This is a genomic window from Longispora albida DSM 44784 (assembly GCF_000379825.1).
GTDB lineage: Bacteria > Actinomycetota > Actinomycetes > Mycobacteriales > Micromonosporaceae > Longispora > Longispora albida.
In genome coordinates this window covers 101,456-122,572 of record NZ_KB903817.1, presented here as the reverse complement: position 1 = coordinate 122,572, position 21,117 = coordinate 101,456, and the positions used below count along the sequence as shown (strand labels likewise).

Here is a 21,117-nt window from a genome sequence, read left to right as displayed (position 1 = left end):
CACACGGCGTGTCTTGTGGCCGAACCCCTGTGACACCGAGGAGATACCGATGACGAAGAAGACGAACGTGGTTGTGGTCGGCGGCGGCTACGCCGGTGTCATGGCGGCCAACCGGCTGACCCAGAACGGGGACGTGACCGTCACGATGGTCAACCCGCGCACCGAGTTCGTGGCGCGGCTCCGGTTGCACCAGCTCGTCGGCGGGTCGCACAGCGCCGTCTACAGCTACCAGGAGGTCCTGGCCGGCAGCGTCCAGCTCGTCGTGGACAGTGTGGACCGGATCGACGCCGCCGGGCGGACCGTGGCGCTCGCCAGCGGCGGGACACTCGACTACGACTACCTGGTCTACGCGGTCGGCAGCGGCAACTTCGAGCAGCCGGTACCGGGAGCCGGCGAGTTCTCCTACCCCGTCGCGACCCTTGAGGCGGCGAAGCGGCTCCGGGCGGTACTGGAGACCACGCCAGCTTCGGCGGCCGTCACCGTCATCGGGGCCGGCCCGACCGGCCTGGAGACGGCGGCCGAGCTGGCCGAGCAGGGCCGGCGCGTGACGCTGGTCTGCGGCGGCGAGCTCGCGCCGTACCTGCACCCGAAGGCCCGGCGCGGTGCGGCCAAGCGGTTCGCCCAGCTCGGCGTGACCGTGATCGAGGGCTCGGCCGCGAAGGTCACGGCCGTGACGCGGGACGCCGTGCGGCTCGCCGACGGCCGGGTACTGCCCAGCGACGTCACGATCTGGGCCGCCGGTTTCGCCGTGCCGGACCTGGCGGCGCGCAGCGGGCTGACCGTCGACGCCGTGGGCCGGATCATCACCGACGAGTCGCTGACCAGCGTGGACGACGACCGCATCCTCGCGGCCGGCGACTCGGCGGCTCCGTCGAACCTGCCGTTCAGGATGAGTGCCTACGTGGCGTACTGCCTGGGCGCGCACGCCGCCGACACGATCCTCCACCGGCTGGCCGGCGAGCAGCCGACCTCCGCTGACGTGGCCTTCCTGGCCGTCTGTGTCAGCCTGGGCCGCGAGGGCGGCGTCTACCAGCTCACCCGCAAGGACACGTCCCCGCTGCGGCTGTACCTCTCCGGCGGCGCCGGCAAGAAGATGAAGGAGCTGGCCTGCAACTTCAGTGTCAAGCACCTGATCCACGAGGCCAGCAAGCCCGGCTCGCACAAGTGGCTCCGGGACGGCACCCGCAAGGCGAAGCTGGCCGCCTGATGATCAACTCGGAATCCGGCTGGGGGAGAGTAGCGGACATGAAGCCGCACGCCGCTGACCCAGCCACCGAGACTTTCCTCGCCCACCGCAACCTGCTCTTCACCGTCGCCTACGAGATGCTCGGCTCGGCGGCCGACGCCGAGGACGTGCTCCAGGAGACGTGGCTGCGCTGGGTCGCCGTGGATCTCGACCAGGTGCGCGACCAGCGCGCGTACCTGGTCAGGATCACCACCCGGCAGGCGCTCAACCGGCTGCGCAGCATGAAGCAGCGCAAGGAGTCCTACGTCGGCCCGTGGCTGCCGGAGCCCCTGCTGACCGCGCCGGGCGTCGCGGAGGACAGCGACCTCGCCGAGAGCATGTCGATGGCGCTCATGCTGGTCCTGGAGACCCTCACCCCCACCGAACGCGCTGTCTTCGTGCTGCGTGAGGCCTTCGACGTGGACTACGACGAGATCGCGGAGGCGGTCGGCAAGACCCCGGCGGCCGTACGCCAGATCGCGCACCGCGCCCGCCAGCACGTCGACGCCCGCCGCCCCCGCCAGCAGGCCTCGCAGGACCAGGCGTGGGCCGCCGTCGAGTCGCTCCAGCACGCGCTGGAGACCGGGGACGTCCAGTCGCTGCTCAAGGTGCTCGCGCCCGACATCGTCCTGGTCGGTGACGGTGGCGGCGTCAAGCACGCGGCACTGCGGCCGATCCTCGGCCAGGACAAGGTGTTCAGGCTGCTCCAGGGCGGGCTCGGCAAGGCTGGAGCGATCGTCACGTGCGAGGCGGCTGTCGTCAACGGCAACCCTGCGCTGCTGGTCCACCTCGACGGCGAGTTCGACGGCGTCATGGCTGTCCACGTCGACGGCGGCCAGATCACCGGCATGTACTACGTCCGCAACCCGCAGAAGCTGACCCGCCTCGACGAGGAGACCCCGATCACCCTCCGGTAGCGACAGACAGCGGGACCAGCCGAGGTGGGGCTGGTCCCGCTGTCTCCTCTGGGGAGGCTCCGAGAGGTTCGTACCGGTCAGGCGCCTACGGCTTGGTGATGCCGAGCGTGTAGGCCCCGGAACCGGCGTACGCCTGCACGACGTACCGGTAGTAGCCGGCCGTCCCGCTGTAGGAGATGGTCTCGTTGTTGCTGGGGCTGTCGGACTTGGCTACCTGCGCCCACGAGCTGCCGTTCCACTTCTGGAGGAAGAGGTCGAAGTCGGCGCCCGCCGGGCCGCAGAGCCGCCCGCCGTGCGTGCCGGACACAGTGGACTGGTAGTAGCTGTTGTTCGGCTGGACCTGGCTGCCGCCCGCCGACAGGGTGCCCGAGTAGCCCGTGCAGCCACCGGGTGGCGTGCTGGTACCGGTCGGCGTCGGGGTCGGGTTGCCGCCGCCGGTGACGAGGGTGAGGCCGTACACCGAGAGGATCTCGTTGACCGGCTGGAAGTACGTCGTGCCGCCGGACGAGCAGTTGCCGGAGCCGCCGGACGTCACGCCCTGGGCCTGGCTGCCGGAGATCGCCGAGCCGCCCGAGTCTCCGGGCTCCGCGCACACGGTGGTCTGGATCAGGCCGGTGACGGTGCCCTGCGGGTACGTGACGGAGGAGTTGCGGGCCTGGATCGTGCCGCAGCGCCAGCCGGTCGTCGAGCCCGAACGGCAGATCGAGGAGCCGACGGCCGCCTCGGTCGAACCGGCGACGGTCACGGTGCCGCCCGAGTAGTTGTTGACCAGGCCACGCGGGGTGTTACCGGCCGCGACCTGCACCCAGGCGTAGTCGTTGCCCGGGAAGGACGAGCCACGGAACGTACCGCTGGGCTGGGTGGTCGACGCGCCGTTCGAGCCGCAGTGCCCGGCCGTGACGAAGCCGCCGTTGACGGAGAAACCGATGGAACAGCGGGTGCCGCTGCCGATGTAGTACGCGTTGCCGCCGATCACGTCGATCAGCGGACGCGGCGCCTCGGTGCTCTCCACGACCCGCACGGCGGCACCGTCCACACCGGACCCACGGACCAGGTCGGCGGCCTTGGTCATCACACCAGCGTGTGCCTTCACGACGACAGAGTTGGTAGTGACATCGGTGTACCAGACGGGGATGCCCTCCACCCCGGACAGCACTCCGTCGAGCCTGGTCCGGATGGCGTCGAGCTGCCGTTCGCTGCGCGCGACGGTGACCGGCTCGGCTCCGGCGGCCTTCACCTTCCGCGCCTGGTTCTTGTCGGTGACCCCGACCTTGTACGTCTTGCCGTCCGCCGACAGCCATCCGCCGCCGAAGGTTTCGCCGAGCTGGCGGCGCAGGCCGGGCTCGACGCGGGCGGCGCGTTCCTCGGCGCGGAAGCGTTCCTGGGCCGCGCCGGGGGTGAGCCCGAGGTCACGCTCGACGGCGGCCTGGACCTCCGGGGCGATGGGGGCGACGGTGCCGGTACCGGGGTCGGCGGAGGCCGGGATCGTCAGCGCTGTGACGGCGGCTCCGGCCGCCACCAGCCCTGCGATCGCTAGAGCTGTGCGTTTCCTGTTCATGCTGGCTGACTCCTGAGGGGTGAGGAGTTCGACGGATGATCGCCGTCAGGCTAGCCAGCCAGAGATCGGCAGACATAGATACCAGACAGGTCATACCATCCGCGTGCGCGCCAGCCGTCTACAGCGGAACGAGCGTGCCGAACCCGGAGTGCCCCGCCAGCCACTCCCGGTACCTGGCCGAGCGGCCCGCCGCCTCGTCGTACGCCGCCACGGCATGCCGGGCCAGCCTCCCGGCGAACCCTGCGGCCGGCGAGCCGGGCAGCCAGCCGAGCAGGTGCCGCCAGCGCAGCGGATTCCCGGAGAGCGGATAGGCGGCCAGCCCCGGGACCTGGCGGAACGTCGGCTGGCAGAGCGCGACGGCCTCCCCGGCGCGTACCAGGTCGATCACGCCGCCGAGGTCGGCCTCGTACATCGGCTTCGGCGCGAAGCCCGCCCGGACGCAGGCCGCGGCGAAACAGTCGGAGAAGCAACCGTCGCCGGGCGTGGCGGCCCAGTGCTCGCCAGCCAGGGCGGCCAGCGCGACCTCGGGCTGACCGGCCAGCGGATGGTGGTCGGGCAGCAGGACGAACACGGGGTCTGCCGCGATCGCCCGCCACTCCAGCTGCGCCCCCGGGCTGCCCTTCCCCGCAGGCGGGCCAGCGTCCCCGCACACCCCGATCAGGGCGAAGTCGAGGCGGCCGGTGGCGACCAGGCCAGCGAGCTCCGCCGCCGACCAGGCCGGGTGGGTCGTGATGCCGGCCTCGGGCTGCTCGGCGGCCAGCCGGTGCACCAGGCCGCCGAGGATGGGGCCGTTGACGGCTCCGATCCGGTACCGGATGAGGGTTTCGGCACTGGCCAGCCTGGCAGCGTCCGCACGCAGATCCTGGACGGCGGGGAGCAGCACCCTGGCTCTGGCCAGGACCAGCTCACCCAGCGCCGTCGGCCGGGCACCGCGCCGGTCCCGCTCGAAGAGCTGGCCGCCCAGCGAGCCCTCGATCCGGTGCAGCTGGGCGGTGAGCGCGGCCTGGGCGAGCCCGAGCACCGAGGCGGCCTTGGTCACGCTGCCCGTCTCAGCGATCGTGCAGATCACCCGCAGGTGCCGCAGCTCCAGATGCATGCACTGAACACTATGGCGAGACCCAGCTCACACAACACCCCTCTGTCCGAACTGGGCACGGGAACTACCCGGGCGGGCTTCTTGATCACGTTGGTTACGATCCCTGGCGTGCCAGACCTCCCCGATGATCTTCTCCGCAGGCTCCAGGAAGACTCCGAAGAACAGCTCCGCAGGTACGCCGACGTCCGTGAGCGCCTCGCGAACCTCACCGTCACGGTCAGCTCACCCGACGGCGGGGTGGAGGTGACGGCGGCTTCCGGTGGCGCGATCCGCGGCGTGCGGATCTCCGAGTCCGTGATGCGGCACGGCCCCGGCGTCCTCAGCCACGTCATCCTGTCCACCATCCAGGCCGCCGGCGCCAAGGTCGCGCTGGAGACCGCCACGGTGGTGCAGTCGCTGACCGGCGAGCGGATGGACATCGTCGGCCTGGTCCGGTCCAGCATCCCCGAGGAGGCCCTGCCGCCGGAGGACGACCGATGAACGCCCGATGTGGTGGAGGTGCACGATGAGCGTCAAGGCCGATCCGGTGAAGATCCGCGAGATCGCCGCCAAGATCAAGAAGATGGGTGAGAAGGGCGGCGAGACCAAGCAGAAGGCCAAGGACGCCGACATCGACCCCTACCTCTGGGGTGCGCTCGGCTACGCCACCGTCATGCTGCCGGTGATGTACAACTCGGTCTCCGACGAGATCTACGAGCACCTCGACATGATGGTCGAGGGCTTCGAGAGCGCGGTGACCAAGCTCGGCAAGTGCGCCGACGCCTACGAGCACGACGACAACCAGGGCAAGGCCGACCTGGACAGCATGCGGACCATCCTGGAGCAGCGCCGTGGCCGATGACGAACCAGCCAACCCGAACAACCCGTTCAACTACGACAAGGGCTGGACGGAGATCGACAACGGGAAGGACAAGGACCCGACCCTGGTCGAGGGGCCGCTCGACCCGAACGCCATCGACGAGCTGTCCTTCATGGAGCAGTACAAGCAGCTCACCGAGGCCTTCGGCAAGGGCGACGTGCTCAGCCTCCAGGGCGCGGTCATGGACCTGGCTGGCAACGTGGCCAGCGCCATCGTCGACCCGATCACCTGGCTCGTCTCCAACGGGCTCGGCTTCCTGATCGACTGGATCCAGCCGCTGGAGGACGCCCTCGGGCTGGTCACCGGCAACCCGGAGCGGATCGAGAAGGACGCCGACAAGTGGAAAGAGGTCGGCAAGGAGCTGACCGAGCTGGCCAAGGAGCTGCACGACACCGTCAAGGGCCCGGAGATGGCCCAGTGGGTCGGCCAGGCCGGCGACGCGGCGAGGGACCGGCTCGACCAGTTCGCGACCGGCATCCTCGGCATGGCGAGCGAGGTGCAGAGCCTCGGCATGATCCTCGAGGTGTCGAAGGTGCTGATGGAGGTGGCTCAGGCGCTGATCCTCGACATCATCGCCCAGTTCGTCACCTGGTTGATCATCACGTGGCTCGCGGCGCTGGCCGCGGCGGCTCCGACGCTGGGTGCCTCGACGGCGGCCGCCGGCGCCGCCACCGCCGGTAACGCGGCTGTGGCCACGTCGCGGGTGTCGATGGCGCTGACCCGGATCGTCAGCGTGATGGGCCGGCTCAAGACCATCCTCCAGAAGCTCGCGATGGGCATCCGGCGCTACTATGCACGGATGGCCCGCCTGACCCGCAAGTACGACGGCGTGGCCAACACGCTCAACGTGCAGGGCCAGACGATCCGCAAACGACCGTTCGTGCTCGACTTCGCCGGCTGGAAGGCCGAGTCGGCTGGCGCGCTCGGCGGCCTCGGATACAACCTGGCCGCTGACGGCAAGGAGTACCTCGACGGCAGGCAGTCCGAAGAGGACATCGAAAAGGGTTTGAAAGCCATATGACGGACGGCGGCTGGCTCCAGATCCGGATCTACCGGACCACCTGGTCGTACCTGTGGGAGTTCGGCCTGCCGTTCTGGCGGTCGTTCCCCGCCGGTTACCGGACTCCGGAGCGCCGCACCGTCTTCCGGCTCGGCGGGCAGGTCCTCGGCGACCTGCCGCTGGGCGTGCACCTCTTCCCGGTCCCGGCCGGGCGGCACACCGTCGAAGCCGGGTACGAGCCCTCCGCGTCGAACCCGCGTGCCGAGCTGGACGTCCGGCCCGGCCAGGTGACCGCCGTGGACTACCGCTACCTGGGTTCCTTCGGCGCGCCCTACCAGCCGGAGCGGCTGGCCATCCCCAGCGACAGCCGGCAGGATCCAGTCCGGCACTGGCGCAGCCTGTTCATCACCGCCATGATCGCGCTGATCTGGCTGTTCCTGGCGGTCGTGCTCGTCATCCCGCAGGCCGCCGGCAAGCCGCAGCTGCTGCTCAGCCCGCTGCCGGTTCTGCTGGCCTGCACGGCCGCCGGTGTCTACTTCGTCCGGAAGTTTCGCCGGGCCACCTCCGACCACCTCACAGTGGACGGTGCCGGGCTGAGCTGGCGGGTGGCCTCGGCCAGCGGTTCGCTACCCTGGCAGGCGGCGGCCGGGCTGAGCCTCGGGCCACAGGTCCTGCGGGCGGGGGCGGCCGAGATTCCACTGGCCGGCCTGCAGGGAAACGCACCTGAGGTGATCCGGGCCGCCGTGCCCGCATACACCCAGGGGAGGCTGCACGTTGCCTGAGATGGATCCACGCCAGAAGCTGACCGCGCAGATCGCCCAGGCCAACGAGTTCGCGGCCCAGCTCCGTGACCTGGCTGTGGAGCACACCTCCAGCGACTACGCGGTGACAGTGACCGTCCGCCCCGGCGGCGTCGTCACCGGCGTGCAGCTCAGTGAGCGGGCGACCCGGCACACCGCGGCCTCGCTCAGCGAGACCGTCACGTCCGCGATCCACGAGGCCACCGGCCTGGCCAACGCGAAGCTGGCCGCGCTCGCCGCCGAGTACCCGGATCTGCCGGTGGACGTGACCCTGCTCAGCGGCAACCTGCCGGAGATCACCCGCCCCGGGGACTGACACCCCGGTTTCCCGCCAGCCTCCCCGGCGCCTCCGGGGAGGTTGTGCCATTCTGCCCAACCTCCCCCGGCGACCCTCTGGGTGAGGCAGCCCGCGGCGCGCAGACCCCGAAGCTGCGAACCCCCGTGGTGCGGGCCTCTCTAGGGTTGACGGCACCGGCCGGGAGCGCAACGATCTTCGGCCTACGCCGAAAGTCCCTTGTGGAAGGGGGGTCAGGGAGCCCCCACCGGGCCGATCGGCGGGGTAGAGTCCCCCGGCACCCCCTGCCCGGATGGAGTCATGCTCAGGATCTACTTCACCAGCGAGGACGTGGCCCGGACCCGGGTCGCGATGATGCCTGACCCGATGTGGGAGATGGTGCTCAGCCTCCAGATGCTGCGCAGGCAGCGTGGTGACCTGCTCTTCGGCCCGTGGCGGCGGCGGACGATCACCGCCCTGCGCGGTGCGGGCCTCACGGCGAGGCTGCGGACCCTGCTGCGGCTCACCCCCATTTTCGGGTACTTTCCGGACTTCCTCACCCCCGGCGTCCCCGGCGGGCTGGCCGGCGGCCTCGAAGCGATCAGGAGTACCCCGGCGGAGCTGCTGGGCCGGGATCTGCGGCAGCTGTCCGTGCGGGAGGAGCTGCCGTCGAGTACCCGGCTGCTGGCCGACGGCGACGTGGCCGCGCTGGTCCGGCTCACCGACACGATGGCCGAGTACTTCGGCGTGGCGATCACCCCGTACCAGCCGCAGATCGACGCAGCCGTGGACCACGACCGGGCGATCCGGACGCAGGCCCTGGTCAGCAGCGGGGTCGAGGGGATGCTCGGCAGTTTCGGGCCCCGGATGGAGTGGACGGCCGGCGAGCTGCGCGTGCCGGGGCACCGCGACCAGGAGCTGTATCTCGGCGGGCGCGGCCTGGTGCTCGTCCCGTCCTACTTCTGCCTGGTCAACCCGATCACGCTGTTCGACCCGCTGCTGCCCCCGGTGCTGGTGTACCCGGTGGAGGGCATGACGAGCGGGCTGATCGGCCCGGAGGTCCAGCGCGACCCGGCTCTCGGCCAGCTGCTCGGCCAGACCCGGGCCGCGATGCTGGCCGCGATCGGGGCGGGCTGCACGACGAGTGACCTGGCCAGGCGGACCGGCGTGTCCGCGGCGTCGGCGAGCGAGCACGCGACGGTGCTGCGCCGGGCAGGCCTGGTCTCCAGCCACCGCTCGGGCAACCGGATGGTCCACCACCTGACCCGGCTCGGCTGGTCACTGCTCAACCACACCGGCTGATTCCGGCCGATCACGCCGGCTGATCTCGTTCCCCGGAATACTGTCGGGGGTCCTGCGCATAATCGGGGCATGTTGTTCGCCGAGCTCGCCGCCTGCTCGGCCGCTGTCGCGGCCACCTCAGCCCGCAAGGAGAAGATCCGGCTGCTGGCGGCCTGCCTGGGCCAGCTCGGCCCGGAGGAGATCAGGGCAGGCACAGCCTTCCTGGCCGGCGAGCTGCGCCAACGGCAGATCGGGGTCGGCTGGGCCAGCCTGCGCGAGCTGCCGTCCGCGTCCGATCACGCGGTGCTGAGCGTCGCGGCTGTGGACGGGGCCTTCGAGCGGATCGGGGGCATGACAGGGCCAGGCTCCCAGGCGGCGAAGAGATCAGCGGTCGGCGAGTTGTTCGGGGCCGCGACGGCCGGTGAACAGGTGCTGCTGCGCGGCCTGCTCACCGGTGAGGTCCGGCAGGGCGCACTGCTCGGGGTGCTGACCGACGCCGTGGCGCTCGCCGCCGGGCTGCCGGTCGCGCGGATCCGCCGGGCGCTGCTGCTCTCCGGGGATCTCAAGACGGTCGCGGAGGCCGCGCTGCACGGCGACCTGGGCGGGATCGGGCTGGAGGTCGGCCGGCCGCTCGCGCCGATGCTCGCCCAGCCGGCCGCCGACGCCGCAGAGGCGCTCGGCAAGTTCAGCCCGGCGTATGCGGACACCAAGCTCGACGGCATCCGGATCCAGGTACACAAGGACGGTTCCGACATCGGCGTCTACACCCGCAGCCTCGACGACATCACCGCCCGGATGCCCGGCATCGTGGCCGCCGCTGCGGCGCTCCCGGCCAGCCGGGCCATTCTGGACGGTGAGGGGCTCGGGCTCGCCTCTGACGGCCGCCCGCTGGCGTTCCAGGACACGGTGCGCAAGGAGGGCGTCCTGCTGCCGTACTTCTTCGACCTGCTCCACCTCGACGGCCAGGACCTGATCGACGAGCCGGCCAGCGTGCGGTTCGCGGCCCTCGACGCGGCCGTGCCTGCCGGCCAGGTGATCGGCCGCAGGCTGGTGTCCAGTGAGGACGAGATCGGCGAGGCGATGGCCGGCGCGCTCGCCGCCGGGCACGAGGGCATCGTGCTCAAGGACCCGCGGTCGGCGTACGACGCGGGGCGGCGGGGCGGCGCCTGGCTGAAGATCAAGCCACGGCACACGCTCGACCTGGTGATCCTGGCCGCCGAGTGGGGGCACGGCCGCCGCCAGGGCTGGCTGTCGAACCTGCATCTGGGCGCGCGGGACCCGGAGGGTGGCGGGTTCGTGATGCTCGGCAAGACGTTCAAGGGCCTCACGGACGAGATGCTGCGCTGGCAGACCGAGCGGCTGCGCGGGCTGGCCGTCCGGGAGGACGACTGGACGGTGCATGTCCGGCCCGAGCTGGTCGCGGAGATCGCCTTCGACGGGGTGCAGCGCAGCACAAGGTATCCGGGTGGGGTCGCGCTCCGCTTCGCCCGCGTCCTGCGGTACCGGGAGGACAAGCGGCCGGCCGACGCCGACACGCTCGCCTCGGTCCGCGCGCTCGCACCGGCCTCCGCTGTGGACACGCCCTAACCGGTCGCGTCCCTTGCCGCCTGGGCGAAGGCCCTGACCAGCGTGGTCTCACCGGCGGCCCGCCAGATCAGGTACCAGGAGCAGGGCTGGGCGTCGTGGATGGGCACGAAGACGATGCCCGGCCGCTGGTAGTACTTCACGGCGTGCGCGTGGACGGGCGTGATCGATACTCCGGCCGCCACGAGTGTCAGCACCTCCTGGAACGTGACGACCGTGGTGTCCCTGGCGATCGGCCGGCCGCTCGGCGTGCGGAAGGGCGAGATGGCGTCGATCCAGTACTCGGGGGCCTGGGAGGGTACGGCCATCACCGGGTAGCCGGCGAGGTCCTCAAGGGACACCGACTGCCGGGCGGCGAGCGGGTGGCCGTCCGGGACGGCGAGCACGCTGCTCTCCGTGTACACCTCCGGCCCCACCGCCAGGTCCGGCTCCCGGACCGGCCCCCACGTGAGCTGGACGTCGACCTGGCCGGAGCGCAGCGGGCCGAAGGGGTCGCTGAAGTGGGCCTCGCGGAGCTGGAGGGCGCAGGCCGGGTGCCGGGCGCGGAAGAGGTCGAGGATCGGGAAGATCTCGTGGCCCATCGCACCCATGATGCCGAGCGTGAGCGTGCCCTCGTGGCCGCGCGCGACGGCGACCGTGGTCTCGACCACCCGCCGGAGCTCCTCGTACGCCGGGCGCAGTTCGGCGAGGAACTGCTGGCCGATCGGGGTGAGCGTGACCTTGCGGCTGGTCCGCTCGAACAGCGGGGCGCCGATCTGCCGTTCCTGTTTGCTGATCGTCTGGCTGACCCTGGCGGCGGAGATCCGCAGCCGCTCTGCTGTCCGTCCGAAGTGGAGTTCCTCGGCGAGGACCAGGAAGACTTCCATGTCGCGAAGTTCCACCGTGCCCCCAGGTCCCGCAGCGTTAAGCCGTGATTATCGAACCTTTCGCGGTTCGACCTTGTTGCCCCGCCGGGCGGATGTGATCGTAGACGCATGGAGGTGAATGCTTTTCATCATCTTTCGCTGGAGTTTGGGGAGGTACACCCGGTATGGCTGGAGGAGCTGGCTGGCGAGGACCACCCCGGCCACACGCTGGCGGAGGACAGCACGGTCCAGCCGCTGGGTCTGGTACTCACGGTCACCGTGCTCGCCGATGACGGCCGGGCCGTGACCGACGCCGAGGGCCTGGTGCGGCCGTCGGTACCGGACCGGGCGATCCTGCGGGCTCCCACCCCTCGCCCCGGCCAGACCGGCTCGCTGGAGATCTGGGTGACCGCGGCGCTGCTCAGGTACCTGATCAGGGATTTTCCGTATGTCAGTGAGGTGGAGACGGTGGCGACGCCAGCGAATCACCAGCTGTTGCGGGAGCTCGGATTCCGCACGCGGCGCGTCCACCTCGTCGTCGAGGCCCCCGAGACCGGGGACCTGTGACCTCCGGCCAGCATCCCGCCCACCCGCAGAACCTGAGGACATCCGCGATGAGCACTGACACCCTGAGCGCCACGACCACCGCCGCAGAACCGGCTCGCACCCAGATCCGCCAGCTCACCTCACCTGCCGAGATCGACCTCTTCCTCCAGCTGCCCTACGTCCTCAACCACGAACTCGCCGACGATCTTGAGGTCGGCCGCCGCCGTCCCGAGTGGATGTGGATCGCCGAGCGCGCCGGGAAGGTCGTCGGCCGGATCGGCTTCTGGTCGGCTCCGGGTGCCGCCGAACCGGCCATGCTGGACATCTTCGACGTCGACCCCGCGCATCGCGACCTGACCGGCGAGCTGCTGGCCGCCGCGCTGCCGGCCGGGGACCTGCGGCCGGACTACGTGCGGTTCGTCTCGCCGGGCTGGCGCGAGGATCCGGACGAGTACGCCACCGTCAGCGCTCTGATGTCCGCGCTGGAACGCACGGGCGCCCGGCTGCTCGTCGAACGGCTCCGGCTGACCTTCTCGTCCCTCACCGAGGTGCCACCGGAGAGCGGCCGGCTGTCGTACCGGGTGGCCGGCGGCCGCGAAGAGCTGATCCCGCTGATGGAGGAAGTACTCGAAGGCACCCTCGACGCGTACTCCACGATGGACATGCAGGTCATGACACCGCGCGAGACAGCGGAAAGCCACTTCGACCAGGAGTTCGCCCGGTACGCCTCGCCGCGCGAGTGGTGGGAGGTCGCGACGCTGCCGTCCGGGGAGCCGGTCGGGTTCGTGATCCCGGCGAGGAACCCGTACAACCACATCATCGCCTACATCGCCGTGCTGCCGGCCCACCGCGGGCAGGGCTACGTCGCCGACCTGCTGGCCCGGGGTACCCGGACGCTCGTCGAGGCGGGAGCTCCCCGGGTCCGGGCAGCCACCGACCTGGGCAACGTGCCGATGGCGCAGGCTTTCGAGCGGGCCGGCTACTCGGTCTTCGAGCGTGCCCTCACGATGACGTGGAGCCCGGACGCCTGATCAGCCCGGCGGCCCCGGGATGGGAACCCCGGGGCCGTACGCGTCACTGGTTGCCCTACTTCGCTGCCTGGAATCCGCGGAGGCGGAGGCTGTTGGTGACTACGAAGATCGAGGAGAAGGCCATGGCCGCACCGGCGATCATCGGGTTCAGCAGGCCTGCGGCGGCCAGCGGCAGTGCCGCGACGTTGTAGGCGAAAGCCCAGAACAAGTTCCCTTTGATGGTACGGAGGGTGGCGCGCGCCAGCCTGATGGCGTCCGCGGTGGCCCGCAGGTCGCCCCGGACCAGGGTGAGGTCGGAGGCCTCGATCGCCACGTCGGCCCCGGTACCCATCGCGAGGCCCAGGTCGGCCTGCGCCAGCGCCGCCGCGTCGTTCACGCCGTCGCCAGCCATCGCGACCACCCGGCCCTCGGCCTGGAGCCGCTTGACCACGTCCACCTTGCCCTCGGGGAGGACGCCGGCGATGACCTCGCCGATGCCCACCTCGGCGGCCACGGCGCGGGCCACGGTCTCGTTGTCGCCGGTCAGCAGTACCGGGCGCAGCCCCAGCGCCTTCAGCCTGCTGATCGCCTCCGCCGACGTCGGCTTGACCGTGTCCGCCACGGCCAGCAGGCCACGGACCACGCCGTCCCAGCCGACCGCGACCACGGTCCGGCCGTCGTCCGGTACACCGATGTCGAGCGTCATGCCGTGCTCGGCCAGCAGGCTCGGGCGGCCGACGAGCACCTCGCGGCCGTCCACTGTGCCCTGGACGCCGAGCCCCGGCAGGTTCCTGAAGGCCGTGACGGCCGGGCGGTCCGGGACCGCGTGCGCGATGGCCTGGGCGATCGGGTGCTCCGAGCCGGCCTCGACGGCGGCGGCGAACCGCAGGACGGTGTCGCTGTCCTCGCCCGGAGCGGCGATGACCTCGGCCAGCGCCATCTTGCCGGTGGTGACCGTACCCGTCTTGTCCAGCACGATCGTGTCGATCCGCCGGGTCGACTCCAGCACCTCCGGGCCCTTGATCAGGATGCCGAGCTGCGCGCCCCGCCCGGTACCGACCATGAGCGCTGTCGGCGTGGCCAGGCCCAGCGCACACGGGCACGCGATGATCAGGACCGCCACGGCCGCGGTGAAGGCCGCTGCCGCCGTGCCGCCCGTACCGAGCCAGAAGCCCAGGGTCGCGACCGCGAGCGTGATCACGATCGGGACGAAGATGCCAGAGATCCGGTCGGCGAGCCGCTGGACCTCCGCCTTGCCGTTCTGCGCCTCCTCGACGAGGCGGGCCATCTGGGCGAGCTGGGTGTCGGCTCCGACCCGGGTCGCGCGGACGACCAGGCGTCCTCCGGCGTTGACGGTCGCCCCGGTCACCGCGTCACCCGGCCCGACCTCGACCGGCACGGACTCACCGGTCAGCAGGCTGGCGTCCACGGCTGACGTACCCTCGGCCACCACGCCGTCCGTCGCGATCTTCTCGCCGGGGCGGACCACGAACAGCTCACCGACGGCGAGCTGGTCAGCGGGAATCCGGATCTCCTTGCCCTCCCGGAGGACGGCGACGTCCTTGGCGCCCAGTTCGAGCAGCGCGCGGAGTGCGGAGCCCGCCCGCCGCTTGGCCCGGTGCTCGAAATACCGCCCGGCCAGGATGAAGGTGGTGACACCGGCCGCCACCTCGAGATAGATGTTGCCCGCTCCGGCCAGCCGGTCCACGGTGAACGTGAACGGGTGGGTCATGCCGGGCTCGCCGGCGGTACCCAGGAAAAGGGCGTAGAGCGACCAGCCGAAGGCCGCCAGGACACCCATCGAGACCAGTGTGTCCATCGTGGCCGTGCCGGTCTTCATGTTCTTCCAGGTCGCCACGTGGAACGGCCAGGCGCCCCACACGATCACCGGCGCGGCGAGCGTCAGCGACGCCCACTGCCAGTAGGTGAACTGGAGCGCCGGGACCATCGCCATCGCGATCACGGGGATGGCCAGCAGCGCGCTGATCACGGCCCGGTCGCGCAGTGCCCGCAGCGGATCATGCTGCTCGCCGGCCTCCCGGGCCTCGGGCTCCTTCTTCGGCAGCTCCGCCGTGTAACCGGTCTTCTCGACGGTCGCGATCAGCTCGCCGACCGTGGTCTGCGGAGAGAACTGGATGCGCGCCTTCTCCGTGGCGTAGTTGACGGTCGCGAGGACGCCGTCGAGCTTGTTCAGCTTCTTCTCGATCCGGGCCGCGCACGAGGCACAGGTCATGCCGCCGATGCTCAGCTCGACCTGTTCCGTACCGGTCATGACTGCCACTCCCCTCTCCCCTGCGCGGCTCACGTCAGGCCCCGCTCAGCCGGCCAGCTCGTAGCCGGCCTCGTCGACGGCCGCGGCCACCGCCTCCTGGGTGAGCGGGGCGTCGCTGGTCACCGTGACCGCGCCGCTCGCCAGGTCGACCGCGACCTGCGTCACTCCGGCCAGGCTGCCGACCTCGGTGCTGACCGCGTTCACGCAGTGGCCGCACGTCATGCCCTGAACCTGGTACGTGGTGGTGATCATCTGCTCGCCCTCTCTGCTGTCGCTCTCCCCAGCATACCCACCGGGGGTATCGGGTCGCGTTCGACCGTACCATACCCCCCGGGGGTTGGGTATCCTTGGCCGCATGACGACTCCCACCCGCGGGTACTCCGCTACCAAGGACCAGCTTCTCGCCCGGCTCCGGCGGATCGAAGGCCAGGTCAGAGGCATTGAGCGCATGGTGGAGGACGACAGGTGGTGCATCGACATCCTCACCCAGATCTCTGCGGTCCAGGCCGCCCTGGACAAGGTCGGCCTCGGCCTGCTCGACGGCCACGCCCGGCACTGCCTGCACCAGTCCGCGGCGGAAGGCAAGACGGATGAGCTGGCCACGGAGATGATGGCGGCGGTCGGCAGGCTGATGAAGCGGGGCTGACCGGGCCCCCGAAAATTTGATCTTGCGCAAGATACCCCCAGGGGGTATGTTGATCCGGCGCCCGGGGCAAGAACGGACTCCGGGCCCCGAACGCCGGAAAGCGGGAGACCTGTCATGGACCACAACTCGCACCAGCACCACCACACCAGCTCCCGCACGGCTTCCGGAGCCGGAACCGAAGCCGGGGCCGGGCCGCACGAGGGTCATGGGGCTCACGAAGGCGAGCACGGCGCTCACAGCTCCCACAGCGGTGAGCACACCGGGCACGAGAACCACACGGCTCATGAACACCACGGGACTCACACGGGACACGAGAACCACGCAGGGCACGAGCATCACGGGCACGGGGCTCACGGTGGCGGGGCTCCGGTCTCGTGGCGGATGGCCGCCTCGGCCACGCTGCACTGCCTCACCGGCTGCGCGATCGGCGAGGTCCTCGGCATGGTGATCGGCACGGCGCTCGGCTGGTCGAACTGGCCGACTGTCGGCCTCGCTGTCGCGCTCGCCTTCGTGTTCGGCTACTCGCTGACCATGCTCCCGGTGCTGCGGGCCGGGCTGCCGCTGCGGACGGCGATCGGCGTGGCGCTCGCCGCCGACACCGTGTCGATCATCGTCATGGAGATCATCGACAACGCGGCGATGATGGTGATCCCCGGCGCGATGGAGGCCGGCCTGGCCAGCCCCGTGTTCTGGGGCAGCCTCGCGGGAGCCCTGGCGATCGCGTTCGTGGTCACGGTGCCGGTGAACCGCTGGCTGATCGGCAAGGGCAAGGGACACGCCGTCGTTCACCAGTACCACGCCCACTGAGGTATACAGGGGTCCTATGTCGACCATCAGCCTCCGTGGCCTGAACCGGACCCTGCTGACCAGGCAGTACCTGGCCGAGCGGACGAGCACCGCCCCGCTGGACGTGATCAGGCACCTGGTGGCGGTGCAGGGCCAGGAGCCGAACTGGCCGTACGTCGCGCTCTGGTCCAGGGTGGACGGCTTCGCCAGGAAACAGCTCCAGGAACTGCTCGACGACCGTAGCGTCGTGCGGTCCACGATGATCCGCCGGACGGTCCACGTCGCGGCCAGCGAGGACTTCCGCTGGCTGCGGCCGTCCGTCACGGCCATCGTCGAGGCGGCGCTGAAGCATCCGTGGTACCTGGACGAGATCCGCGGCCTCGACCTCGGCGCGCTGGCCACGGCCGGGCACAGTGCCCTGACCGGCGAGCAGCCACTCCCCCGGACCGAGCTCGGCAAGCGGCTGGCTGTCACGTTCCCCGGCAGGCACGCCAAGCGGCTCGCCGACACCGTGGAGCTGCTGCTGCCGCTCGTGCACGATCCGGCGTGCGGCTCGTGGGGTTCCTGGGCGAGCCGGCGGATCTCGGTGGCGCTGGCCGAGGAGTGGCTCGGGGAGCCGATGATCGGGGCGCGGCCGGAGACGATGATCCTGCGGTACCTCGCGGCTTTCGGGCCGGCCGGCGTGATGGACATCCAGGCGTGGGCCGGGGTGACCAGGCTCCGCGAGATCGTCGAGAGGCTCCGCCCGAGGCTTCAGGTCTGGCACGACCAGGACGGCCGGGAACTCTTCGACCTGCCGGGCGCGCCGATCGCCGACCCGGACCTGCCCGTGCCGGTCCGTTTCCTGCCGGCGTTCGACAACGCGCTGCTCGGGTACCGCGACCGGACCCGGATGATGACCGAGGACATCCGCCGCCGGTTCGCGCGGGCCGCCTCCGGTGGCGTACCCATGTACACAGTGGACGGTTTCGTCCACGGGGTCTGGTCGACCAAGGGCTCCGCGCTGACGATCGAGCCACTGCACCCGCTCGGCCGGGCAGGCCGGGCCGCCGTCGAGGACGAGGCGGAGCGGCTGCTGGCCTTCATGTACCCGGAGGACGACGCCCGGGAAGTGAGAGTGGCCGACTAGCGGATGGACAGGTGCACGTGGTCGGTGTGCTCAGCCGAGGGGCCGCCGTAGCCGGAGTATGAGCGCCAGCCCATGCCGGGCATCCAGATCTGGCGGTACCAGATCACGTACAGCACGCCCAGCCGCTCCGAGTTGCCGATGAGCCAGGCGGCGAGCTTGTTGCCATACTCCTTGTCGCCGCCGTACGCCTGCCCGCTGAAACCGTTCGGCGCGGCGGCGAAGTCGCAGGCCCGGCCGCGCGGGTGCTCGTAGCCGTCCTCTGTCGACCGGTAGCACGCCGTGTACCTGCTGAATCCGGCCTTGCGCACCTCGTTGTACGCGTGCAGCGTCCTCGGCGACAGGCAACCGCTGGTCGTCGGGTCCTTCACGGTGCAGCCCTCGGACGAGAAGCCGCCGCTGGCGTTGCGCGGGGCCGGCGTCGCGTTCGCCGGCAGGTCACCGAAGCCGAGGGTCGGGTCGCCGCCGCCAGCTTTCCGCAGGGCCTTCAGCGCTTCGTCCTGGCTCTTGCGCAGCGCGTTCAGCTCGGTGTCCTGGACGAGGATCGCCGCGTCGAGCTGCTTGCGCTGCTCGTCCAGCTTGCCCTGCTCGATCCGCAGGTCCTCGACGGCCTTGCCGTCACGCATCGACAGGTACCGCATCAGGGTCGCCGTGTCGAGGAAACCCGACAGCGACTCACTGTTGAGGAAGACCTGGAGCTGACCGCGCCCAGTGCCCTTGTACTGCTCGGCGGCCAGCAGCCCGACCACCTTGCGCAGCGCGTCCACCCGGCCCTGGGTCTGGGTGATCTGAGTGGACAGTTCCTGCTGGCGCTTCCGCGACTCCGTGATCTTGACACGGGCGTCCTGGTACCTCTGCGAGGCGGCCGACAACGCCGACCGCAGCGCCGGGGTGCCGCCCTCCGGCTCAGCGCTCGCGGGGGTGACACTCAGCAGCCCAGCGACCGCGACCATGACGAGGAGCGCAGCCAAACGTGCGGGTGACCGCAAGACAGCACGAGCCTTTCTTCCGCTTCCCGCCTACCAGGTGAGCTGACGGATTCGGGCGGGAAGATCGCCCTACCGCAGGTGACCTGCGGATTCACCCCACTACCTTGGTTCCCCGGATCACCAGTGCTGGCGACTCGGCGGTACCGACCGGCGCCACCCCCAGCGGGCGGCAATCCCCCCGGCCGACTGAACGCAGATGCTAGGACAACCCCGCAACCCCGGGCAAGCAACCCAGCTCCCGGCGGGTCAGCGCATACGTGTCACCCGTCAGCGCGCGGTCGCACAGCCGGGGAAACAGCGAAGGACCGACCAGGGTTTTCCCCTGGCCGGCCCTTCGGTGCTACGGGTGGGCGCGGAGGGTTTCGAACCCCCGACCCTCCGCTTGTAAGGCGGATGCTCTCCCACTGAGCTACGCGCCCGCAGCGCGAACGACACTCTAGTTCACGCGATGACCACCCTACGGGGCTCCCCCAGCCCGGCGCATCCTGGTTCCCGATTGCCCGGAAGAATGTACCGGTTTGGCAGACACGAACCGGCATCGACCGCGGCGGGCTCTACGGCGTCACGAGCCTCGAACTGGGTTAGGAACGGCGGAGGCGGCGGGTCGCCGAGGGGATCGGACGACGGGGAGCCACAGTTACAGGCTCCTGGTCGCGGCGGACGAGGTCGAAGCAGAGGACGGCCGCCGCGCTCGCGACGTTCAGGGACTCGACGCCGCCCGCCATCGGAATCGACAGCCATTCGTCGATGTGCTTCGCGGTGTCCGGTGACACGCCTTCGGTCTCGTTGCCCAGCACGAAGGCCGAGCGGGACGGGAACTGCGCCTGGTACAGGGTGGACCGGCCGTCGCCGGCCAGCCCGAACGTGGCGAAGCCCGCCTCGCGCAGCTCGCGTACGGCCTCGGCGCCCGTGCCGCTCCGCACGATCGGCGCGCTGAACGCCACCCCGGCCGAGGCTTTGATGACGAGCGGGTCGATCGCCGGGGAGCCGACGTGCGGGAGGACGATGCCGGACAGGCCGGCCGCCGTCGCGGTACGCAGGATCATGCCCACGTTGGACGGGTTGTTCACGCCGTCGAGGACGAGCACGCTGCACCGCGCCGCCGCGCTGTCCACGAACTCGGCCAGCGTGCGCATGCCCGGCGCGACCACGTCAGCGATCACGCCCTGGTCGTGCTTGCCGTTGCCGGCCAGCAGCTTCACCCGGTGCGCCGAGGCGTACCTGACGGGGACGCCGCGCCGCTTGGCCAGGTCGAGGATCCGGCCCAGGTTGTCGCCGCGTGAGCCTTCCGCGATGACGAGCTTGTCGACCTCGCGGGCCGGGTCCTCCAGGATCGCGAGGACGGGCATCCGCCCGTACACGGTGATGAAGGTGTCCTTCGGGGAGCGCTTATCCATGCTCGGCCAGCGCCTCCCGCCACGCTGCCGGGTCACGCGGCTCGCCGATCGGGGTCAGGGCCGCGTAGCGGATGATCCCGGCCCGGTCGACCAGGAAGGTGCCCCGGCCGGCCACGCCCCTGGTCTCGTCGAACACGCCGTACGAGGAAGCGATCGCCCCGTGCGGCCAGAAGTCCGCCAGCAACGGGAAGCCGAAGCCCTCCCGCTGCTGCCACACCTTGTGCGCGAAGTGCGAGTCCACGCTGACCGTGAGGACCTGCACGCGCTCGTTCTGGAAGTCGCCGAGCCCGGCCTGGATCGCGGCCAGCTCACCGGAGCAGATCCCGCTGAACGCCAGCGGGTAGAACACCAGGAGCACGCACCTGCCGCCGCGGTACGACGAGAGGGTGACCTCCTGGTGGTTCTGATCCCTGGTCGTGAAGTCGGGAGCCGCGTGGCCCGGCTGGAGCACTAGCGCTGCTTCTTCGGGGACCTCGGGGTGACCAGCTTGGCCGCCGCCCAGTCCTTGCCGGCGTTCAGCGTCGAGGTCTGCTGGAGGCCTGCTGTCGGGGCCGCCTCGGAGATGTCGCTCGGCTCGACGTGACCGTCACGGCCCGACTTCGGGGTGAGCAGCCAGACGACACCGTCCTCCGCGAGCGGCCCGAGCGCGTCGATGAGCGTCTCGACCAGGTCGCCGTCGCCGTCACGCCACCACAGCAGGACGACGTCGACCACCTCGTCGGTGTCCTCGTCCACCAGTTCGCCGCAGCGGTCGGTCAGTGCTTCGCGGAGCTCCTCGTCGACGTCGTCGTCGAAGCCCATCTCCATTACGACCATGTCCGGCTCTACTCCGAGCCGGTCCGCCAGGCTCTTGATGCCGTCAGCCTGGTCAGCCGTCGCGCTCACTGTCGCGTGCCTCCTCATTGT

23 protein-coding genes, 1 tRNA gene and 1 riboswitch are annotated in these 21,117 nt (G+C 70.7%); of the genes, 14 read left to right on the top strand and 10 right to left on the bottom strand.

Going from position 1 to position 21,117, the window contains the following annotated elements:
- Nucleotides 1-49 precede the first annotated feature (49 nt).
- Both A3G1_RS0110660 and A3G1_RS0110655 read left to right on the top strand, forming a co-directional pair.
- A complete protein-coding gene (locus A3G1_RS0110660; RefSeq protein WP_018349464.1) occupies nucleotides 50-1,207 on the top strand; it encodes an NAD(P)/FAD-dependent oxidoreductase in 1,158 nt (385 codons plus the stop codon).
- A 38-nt stretch (nucleotides 1,208-1,245) separates the two neighbouring features.
- Nucleotides 1,246-2,142, top strand: a complete 897-nt coding sequence (locus A3G1_RS0110655) for an RNA polymerase sigma-70 factor (RefSeq protein WP_018349463.1) — start codon at nucleotides 1,246-1,248, stop codon at nucleotides 2,140-2,142.
- A gap of 85 nt (nucleotides 2,143-2,227) precedes the next feature.
- Here A3G1_RS0110655 and A3G1_RS0110650 read toward each other — a convergent pair whose 3' ends face one another.
- Both A3G1_RS0110650 and A3G1_RS0110645 read right to left on the bottom strand, forming a co-directional pair.
- Nucleotides 2,228-3,700, bottom strand: coding sequence for a S1 family peptidase (locus tag A3G1_RS0110650; RefSeq protein ID WP_026212009.1), 1,473 nt, complete (start codon nucleotides 3,698-3,700; stop codon nucleotides 2,228-2,230).
- Nucleotides 3,701-3,818: 118 nt separating this feature from the next.
- A complete protein-coding gene (locus A3G1_RS0110645; RefSeq protein WP_018349461.1) occupies nucleotides 3,819-4,796 on the bottom strand; it encodes a LysR family transcriptional regulator in 978 nt (325 codons plus the stop codon).
- 108 nt (nucleotides 4,797-4,904) lie between these two features.
- On the opposite strand from A3G1_RS0110645, the gene A3G1_RS38400 reads away from it, so the two are divergent.
- The 7 genes from A3G1_RS38400 (at nucleotide 4,905) to A3G1_RS0110610 (ending at nucleotide 10,597) form a co-directional block, all read left to right on the top strand.
- The gene (locus A3G1_RS38400) at nucleotides 4,905-5,276 is read left to right on the top strand and encodes a YbaB/EbfC family nucleoid-associated protein (protein WP_018349460.1); all 372 of its coding nucleotides are present in this window, start codon (nucleotides 4,905-4,907) and stop codon (nucleotides 5,274-5,276) included.
- Nucleotides 5,277-5,301: 25 nt separating this feature from the next.
- Complete coding sequence (locus A3G1_RS0110635; protein WP_018349459.1) at nucleotides 5,302-5,637, top strand: hypothetical protein; 336 nt, start codon at nucleotides 5,302-5,304, stop codon at nucleotides 5,635-5,637.
- Entirely contained in the window at nucleotides 5,627-6,676 is a 1,050-nt protein-coding gene (locus A3G1_RS38395; RefSeq protein ID WP_018349458.1) for a WXG100 family type VII secretion target, read from the top strand. The genes A3G1_RS0110635 and A3G1_RS38395 overlap by 11 nt, the downstream gene beginning before the upstream one ends.
- Nucleotides 6,673-7,437, top strand: coding sequence for a hypothetical protein (locus A3G1_RS0110625; RefSeq protein WP_018349457.1), 765 nt, complete (start codon nucleotides 6,673-6,675; stop codon nucleotides 7,435-7,437). The genes A3G1_RS38395 and A3G1_RS0110625 overlap by 4 nt, the downstream gene beginning before the upstream one ends.
- A 1-nt stretch (nucleotide 7,438) precedes the next feature.
- Nucleotides 7,439-7,771 (top strand): YbaB/EbfC family nucleoid-associated protein, encoded by a 333-nt coding sequence (locus A3G1_RS0110620; RefSeq protein WP_018349456.1) that lies wholly within the window; start codon nucleotides 7,439-7,441, stop codon nucleotides 7,769-7,771.
- Between the two features lie 279 nt (nucleotides 7,772-8,050).
- Nucleotides 8,051-9,031: an ArsR/SmtB family transcription factor gene (locus A3G1_RS0110615; protein ID WP_018349455.1), complete on the top strand. Its 981-nt coding sequence runs from the start codon at nucleotides 8,051-8,053 to the stop codon at nucleotides 9,029-9,031.
- Nucleotides 9,032-9,100: 69 nt separating this feature from the next.
- Nucleotides 9,101-10,597, top strand: coding sequence for an ATP-dependent DNA ligase (locus A3G1_RS0110610; protein ID WP_018349454.1), 1,497 nt, complete (start codon nucleotides 9,101-9,103; stop codon nucleotides 10,595-10,597).
- On the opposite strand, the gene A3G1_RS0110605 is transcribed toward A3G1_RS0110610, so the two are convergent.
- Complete coding sequence (locus A3G1_RS0110605; protein WP_018349453.1) at nucleotides 10,594-11,460, bottom strand: LysR family transcriptional regulator; 867 nt, start codon at nucleotides 11,458-11,460, stop codon at nucleotides 10,594-10,596. The genes A3G1_RS0110610 and A3G1_RS0110605 overlap by 4 nt on opposite strands.
- A 108-nt stretch (nucleotides 11,461-11,568) precedes the next feature.
- Here A3G1_RS0110605 and A3G1_RS0110600 point away from each other — a divergent pair, with 108 nt between their 5' ends.
- A complete protein-coding gene (locus A3G1_RS0110600; protein ID WP_018349452.1) occupies nucleotides 11,569-12,006 on the top strand; it encodes a hypothetical protein in 438 nt (145 codons plus the stop codon).
- Nucleotides 12,007-12,053: 47 nt separating this feature from the next.
- Nucleotides 12,054-13,016 carry a GNAT family N-acetyltransferase gene (locus A3G1_RS0110595; protein ID WP_018349451.1) on the top strand — a complete coding sequence of 321 codons (963 nt, stop codon included), beginning with the start codon at nucleotides 12,054-12,056 and terminating at the stop codon, nucleotides 13,014-13,016.
- A 55-nt stretch (nucleotides 13,017-13,071) separates the two neighbouring features.
- On the opposite strand, the gene A3G1_RS0110590 is transcribed toward A3G1_RS0110595, so the two are convergent.
- Together A3G1_RS0110590 and A3G1_RS0110585 are read right to left on the bottom strand one after the other, a co-directional pair.
- Entirely contained in the window at nucleotides 13,072-15,267 is a 2,196-nt protein-coding gene (locus tag A3G1_RS0110590) for a heavy metal translocating P-type ATPase (RefSeq protein ID WP_018349450.1), read from the bottom strand.
- A gap of 45 nt (nucleotides 15,268-15,312) precedes the next feature.
- On the bottom strand, nucleotides 15,313-15,519 hold the full coding sequence (locus A3G1_RS0110585; RefSeq protein WP_018349449.1) for a copper ion binding protein: 207 nt from the start codon (nucleotides 15,517-15,519) through the stop codon (nucleotides 15,313-15,315).
- 103 nt (nucleotides 15,520-15,622) lie between these two features.
- Here A3G1_RS0110585 and A3G1_RS0110580 point away from each other — a divergent pair, with 103 nt between their 5' ends.
- The 3 genes from A3G1_RS0110580 (at nucleotide 15,623) to A3G1_RS0110570 (ending at nucleotide 17,828) form a co-directional block, all read left to right on the top strand.
- Entirely contained in the window at nucleotides 15,623-15,913 is a 291-nt protein-coding gene (locus tag A3G1_RS0110580; RefSeq protein ID WP_018349448.1) for a metal-sensitive transcriptional regulator, read from the top strand.
- Between the two features lie 114 nt (nucleotides 15,914-16,027).
- Nucleotides 16,028-16,720 (top strand): DUF4396 domain-containing protein, encoded by a 693-nt coding sequence (locus tag A3G1_RS41720; protein WP_018349447.1) that lies wholly within the window; start codon nucleotides 16,028-16,030, stop codon nucleotides 16,718-16,720.
- A gap of 16 nt (nucleotides 16,721-16,736) precedes the next feature.
- Nucleotides 16,737-17,828: a winged helix DNA-binding domain-containing protein gene (locus A3G1_RS0110570; protein WP_018349446.1), complete on the top strand. Its 1,092-nt coding sequence runs from the start codon at nucleotides 16,737-16,739 to the stop codon at nucleotides 17,826-17,828.
- Here A3G1_RS0110570 and A3G1_RS0110565 read toward each other — a convergent pair.
- From A3G1_RS0110565 to A3G1_RS0110545, 5 genes are all read right to left on the bottom strand, one after another.
- Nucleotides 17,825-18,778 (bottom strand): coiled-coil domain-containing protein, encoded by a 954-nt coding sequence (locus A3G1_RS0110565; RefSeq protein WP_157641045.1) that lies wholly within the window; start codon nucleotides 18,776-18,778, stop codon nucleotides 17,825-17,827. The genes A3G1_RS0110570 and A3G1_RS0110565 overlap by 4 nt on opposite strands.
- 48 nt (nucleotides 18,779-18,826) lie before the next feature.
- Nucleotides 18,827-18,964, bottom strand: a riboswitch (cyclic di-AMP (ydaO/yuaA leader).
- A 197-nt stretch (nucleotides 18,965-19,161) separates the two neighbouring features.
- Nucleotides 19,162-19,233, bottom strand: a tRNA-Val gene (locus A3G1_RS0110560).
- A gap of 162 nt (nucleotides 19,234-19,395) precedes the next feature.
- The gene (locus A3G1_RS0110555) at nucleotides 19,396-20,211 is read right to left on the bottom strand and encodes a TrmH family RNA methyltransferase (RefSeq protein WP_018349444.1); all 816 of its coding nucleotides are present in this window, start codon (nucleotides 20,209-20,211) and stop codon (nucleotides 19,396-19,398) included.
- On the bottom strand, nucleotides 20,204-20,662 hold the full coding sequence (locus tag A3G1_RS0110550) for a peroxiredoxin (protein WP_018349443.1): 459 nt from the start codon (nucleotides 20,660-20,662) through the stop codon (nucleotides 20,204-20,206). The genes A3G1_RS0110555 and A3G1_RS0110550 overlap by 8 nt, the downstream gene beginning before the upstream one ends.
- Entirely contained in the window at nucleotides 20,662-21,096 is a 435-nt protein-coding gene (locus A3G1_RS0110545) for a DUF3052 domain-containing protein (RefSeq protein ID WP_018349442.1), read from the bottom strand. Before A3G1_RS0110545 ends, A3G1_RS0110550 begins: the two co-directional genes overlap by 1 nt.
- Nucleotides 21,097-21,117: the final 21 nt, after the last annotated feature.

What these genes read in the sequence shown, in the direction of transcription:
- A3G1_RS0110590 (WP_018349450.1), bottom strand. Translation starts at nt 15,267, where the DNA reads ATGACCGGTACGGAACAGGTCGAGCTGAGCATCGGCGGCATGACCTGT.
- A3G1_RS41720 (WP_018349447.1), top strand. Translation starts at nt 16,028, where the DNA reads ATGGACCACAACTCGCACCAGCACCACCACACCAGCTCCCGCACGGCT.
- A3G1_RS0110565 (WP_157641045.1), bottom strand. Translation starts at nt 18,778, where the DNA reads ATGGTCGCGGTCGCTGGGCTGCTGAGTGTCACCCCCGCGAGCGCTGAG.
- A3G1_RS0110555 (WP_018349444.1), bottom strand. Translation starts at nt 20,211, where the DNA reads ATGGATAAGCGCTCCCCGAAGGACACCTTCATCACCGTGTACGGGCGG.
- A3G1_RS0110645 (WP_018349461.1), bottom strand. Translation starts at nt 4,796, where the DNA reads ATGCATCTGGAGCTGCGGCACCTGCGGGTGATCTGCACGATCGCTGAG.
- A3G1_RS0110570 (WP_018349446.1), top strand. Translation starts at nt 16,737, where the DNA reads ATGTCGACCATCAGCCTCCGTGGCCTGAACCGGACCCTGCTGACCAGG.
- A3G1_RS0110585 (WP_018349449.1), bottom strand. Translation starts at nt 15,519, where the DNA reads ATGATCACCACCACGTACCAGGTTCAGGGCATGACGTGCGGCCACTGC.
- A3G1_RS0110595 (WP_018349451.1), top strand. Translation starts at nt 12,054, where the DNA reads ATGAGCACTGACACCCTGAGCGCCACGACCACCGCCGCAGAACCGGCT.
- A3G1_RS0110655 (WP_018349463.1), top strand. Translation starts at nt 1,246, where the DNA reads ATGAAGCCGCACGCCGCTGACCCAGCCACCGAGACTTTCCTCGCCCAC.
- A3G1_RS0110605 (WP_018349453.1), bottom strand. Translation starts at nt 11,460, where the DNA reads ATGGAAGTCTTCCTGGTCCTCGCCGAGGAACTCCACTTCGGACGGACA.
- A3G1_RS0110635 (WP_018349459.1), top strand. Translation starts at nt 5,302, where the DNA reads ATGAGCGTCAAGGCCGATCCGGTGAAGATCCGCGAGATCGCCGCCAAG.
- A3G1_RS0110650 (WP_026212009.1), bottom strand. Translation starts at nt 3,700, where the DNA reads ATGAACAGGAAACGCACAGCTCTAGCGATCGCAGGGCTGGTGGCGGCC.
- A3G1_RS0110625 (WP_018349457.1), top strand. Translation starts at nt 6,673, where the DNA reads ATGACGGACGGCGGCTGGCTCCAGATCCGGATCTACCGGACCACCTGG.
- A3G1_RS0110580 (WP_018349448.1), top strand. Translation starts at nt 15,623, where the DNA reads ATGACGACTCCCACCCGCGGGTACTCCGCTACCAAGGACCAGCTTCTC.
- A3G1_RS0110660 (WP_018349464.1), top strand. Translation starts at nt 50, where the DNA reads ATGACGAAGAAGACGAACGTGGTTGTGGTCGGCGGCGGCTACGCCGGT.
- A3G1_RS0110610 (WP_018349454.1), top strand. Translation starts at nt 9,101, where the DNA reads ATGTTGTTCGCCGAGCTCGCCGCCTGCTCGGCCGCTGTCGCGGCCACC.
- A3G1_RS0110620 (WP_018349456.1), top strand. Translation starts at nt 7,439, where the DNA reads ATGGATCCACGCCAGAAGCTGACCGCGCAGATCGCCCAGGCCAACGAG.
- A3G1_RS0110615 (WP_018349455.1), top strand. Translation starts at nt 8,051, where the DNA reads ATGCTCAGGATCTACTTCACCAGCGAGGACGTGGCCCGGACCCGGGTC.
- A3G1_RS0110600 (WP_018349452.1), top strand. Translation starts at nt 11,569, where the DNA reads ATGGAGGTGAATGCTTTTCATCATCTTTCGCTGGAGTTTGGGGAGGTA.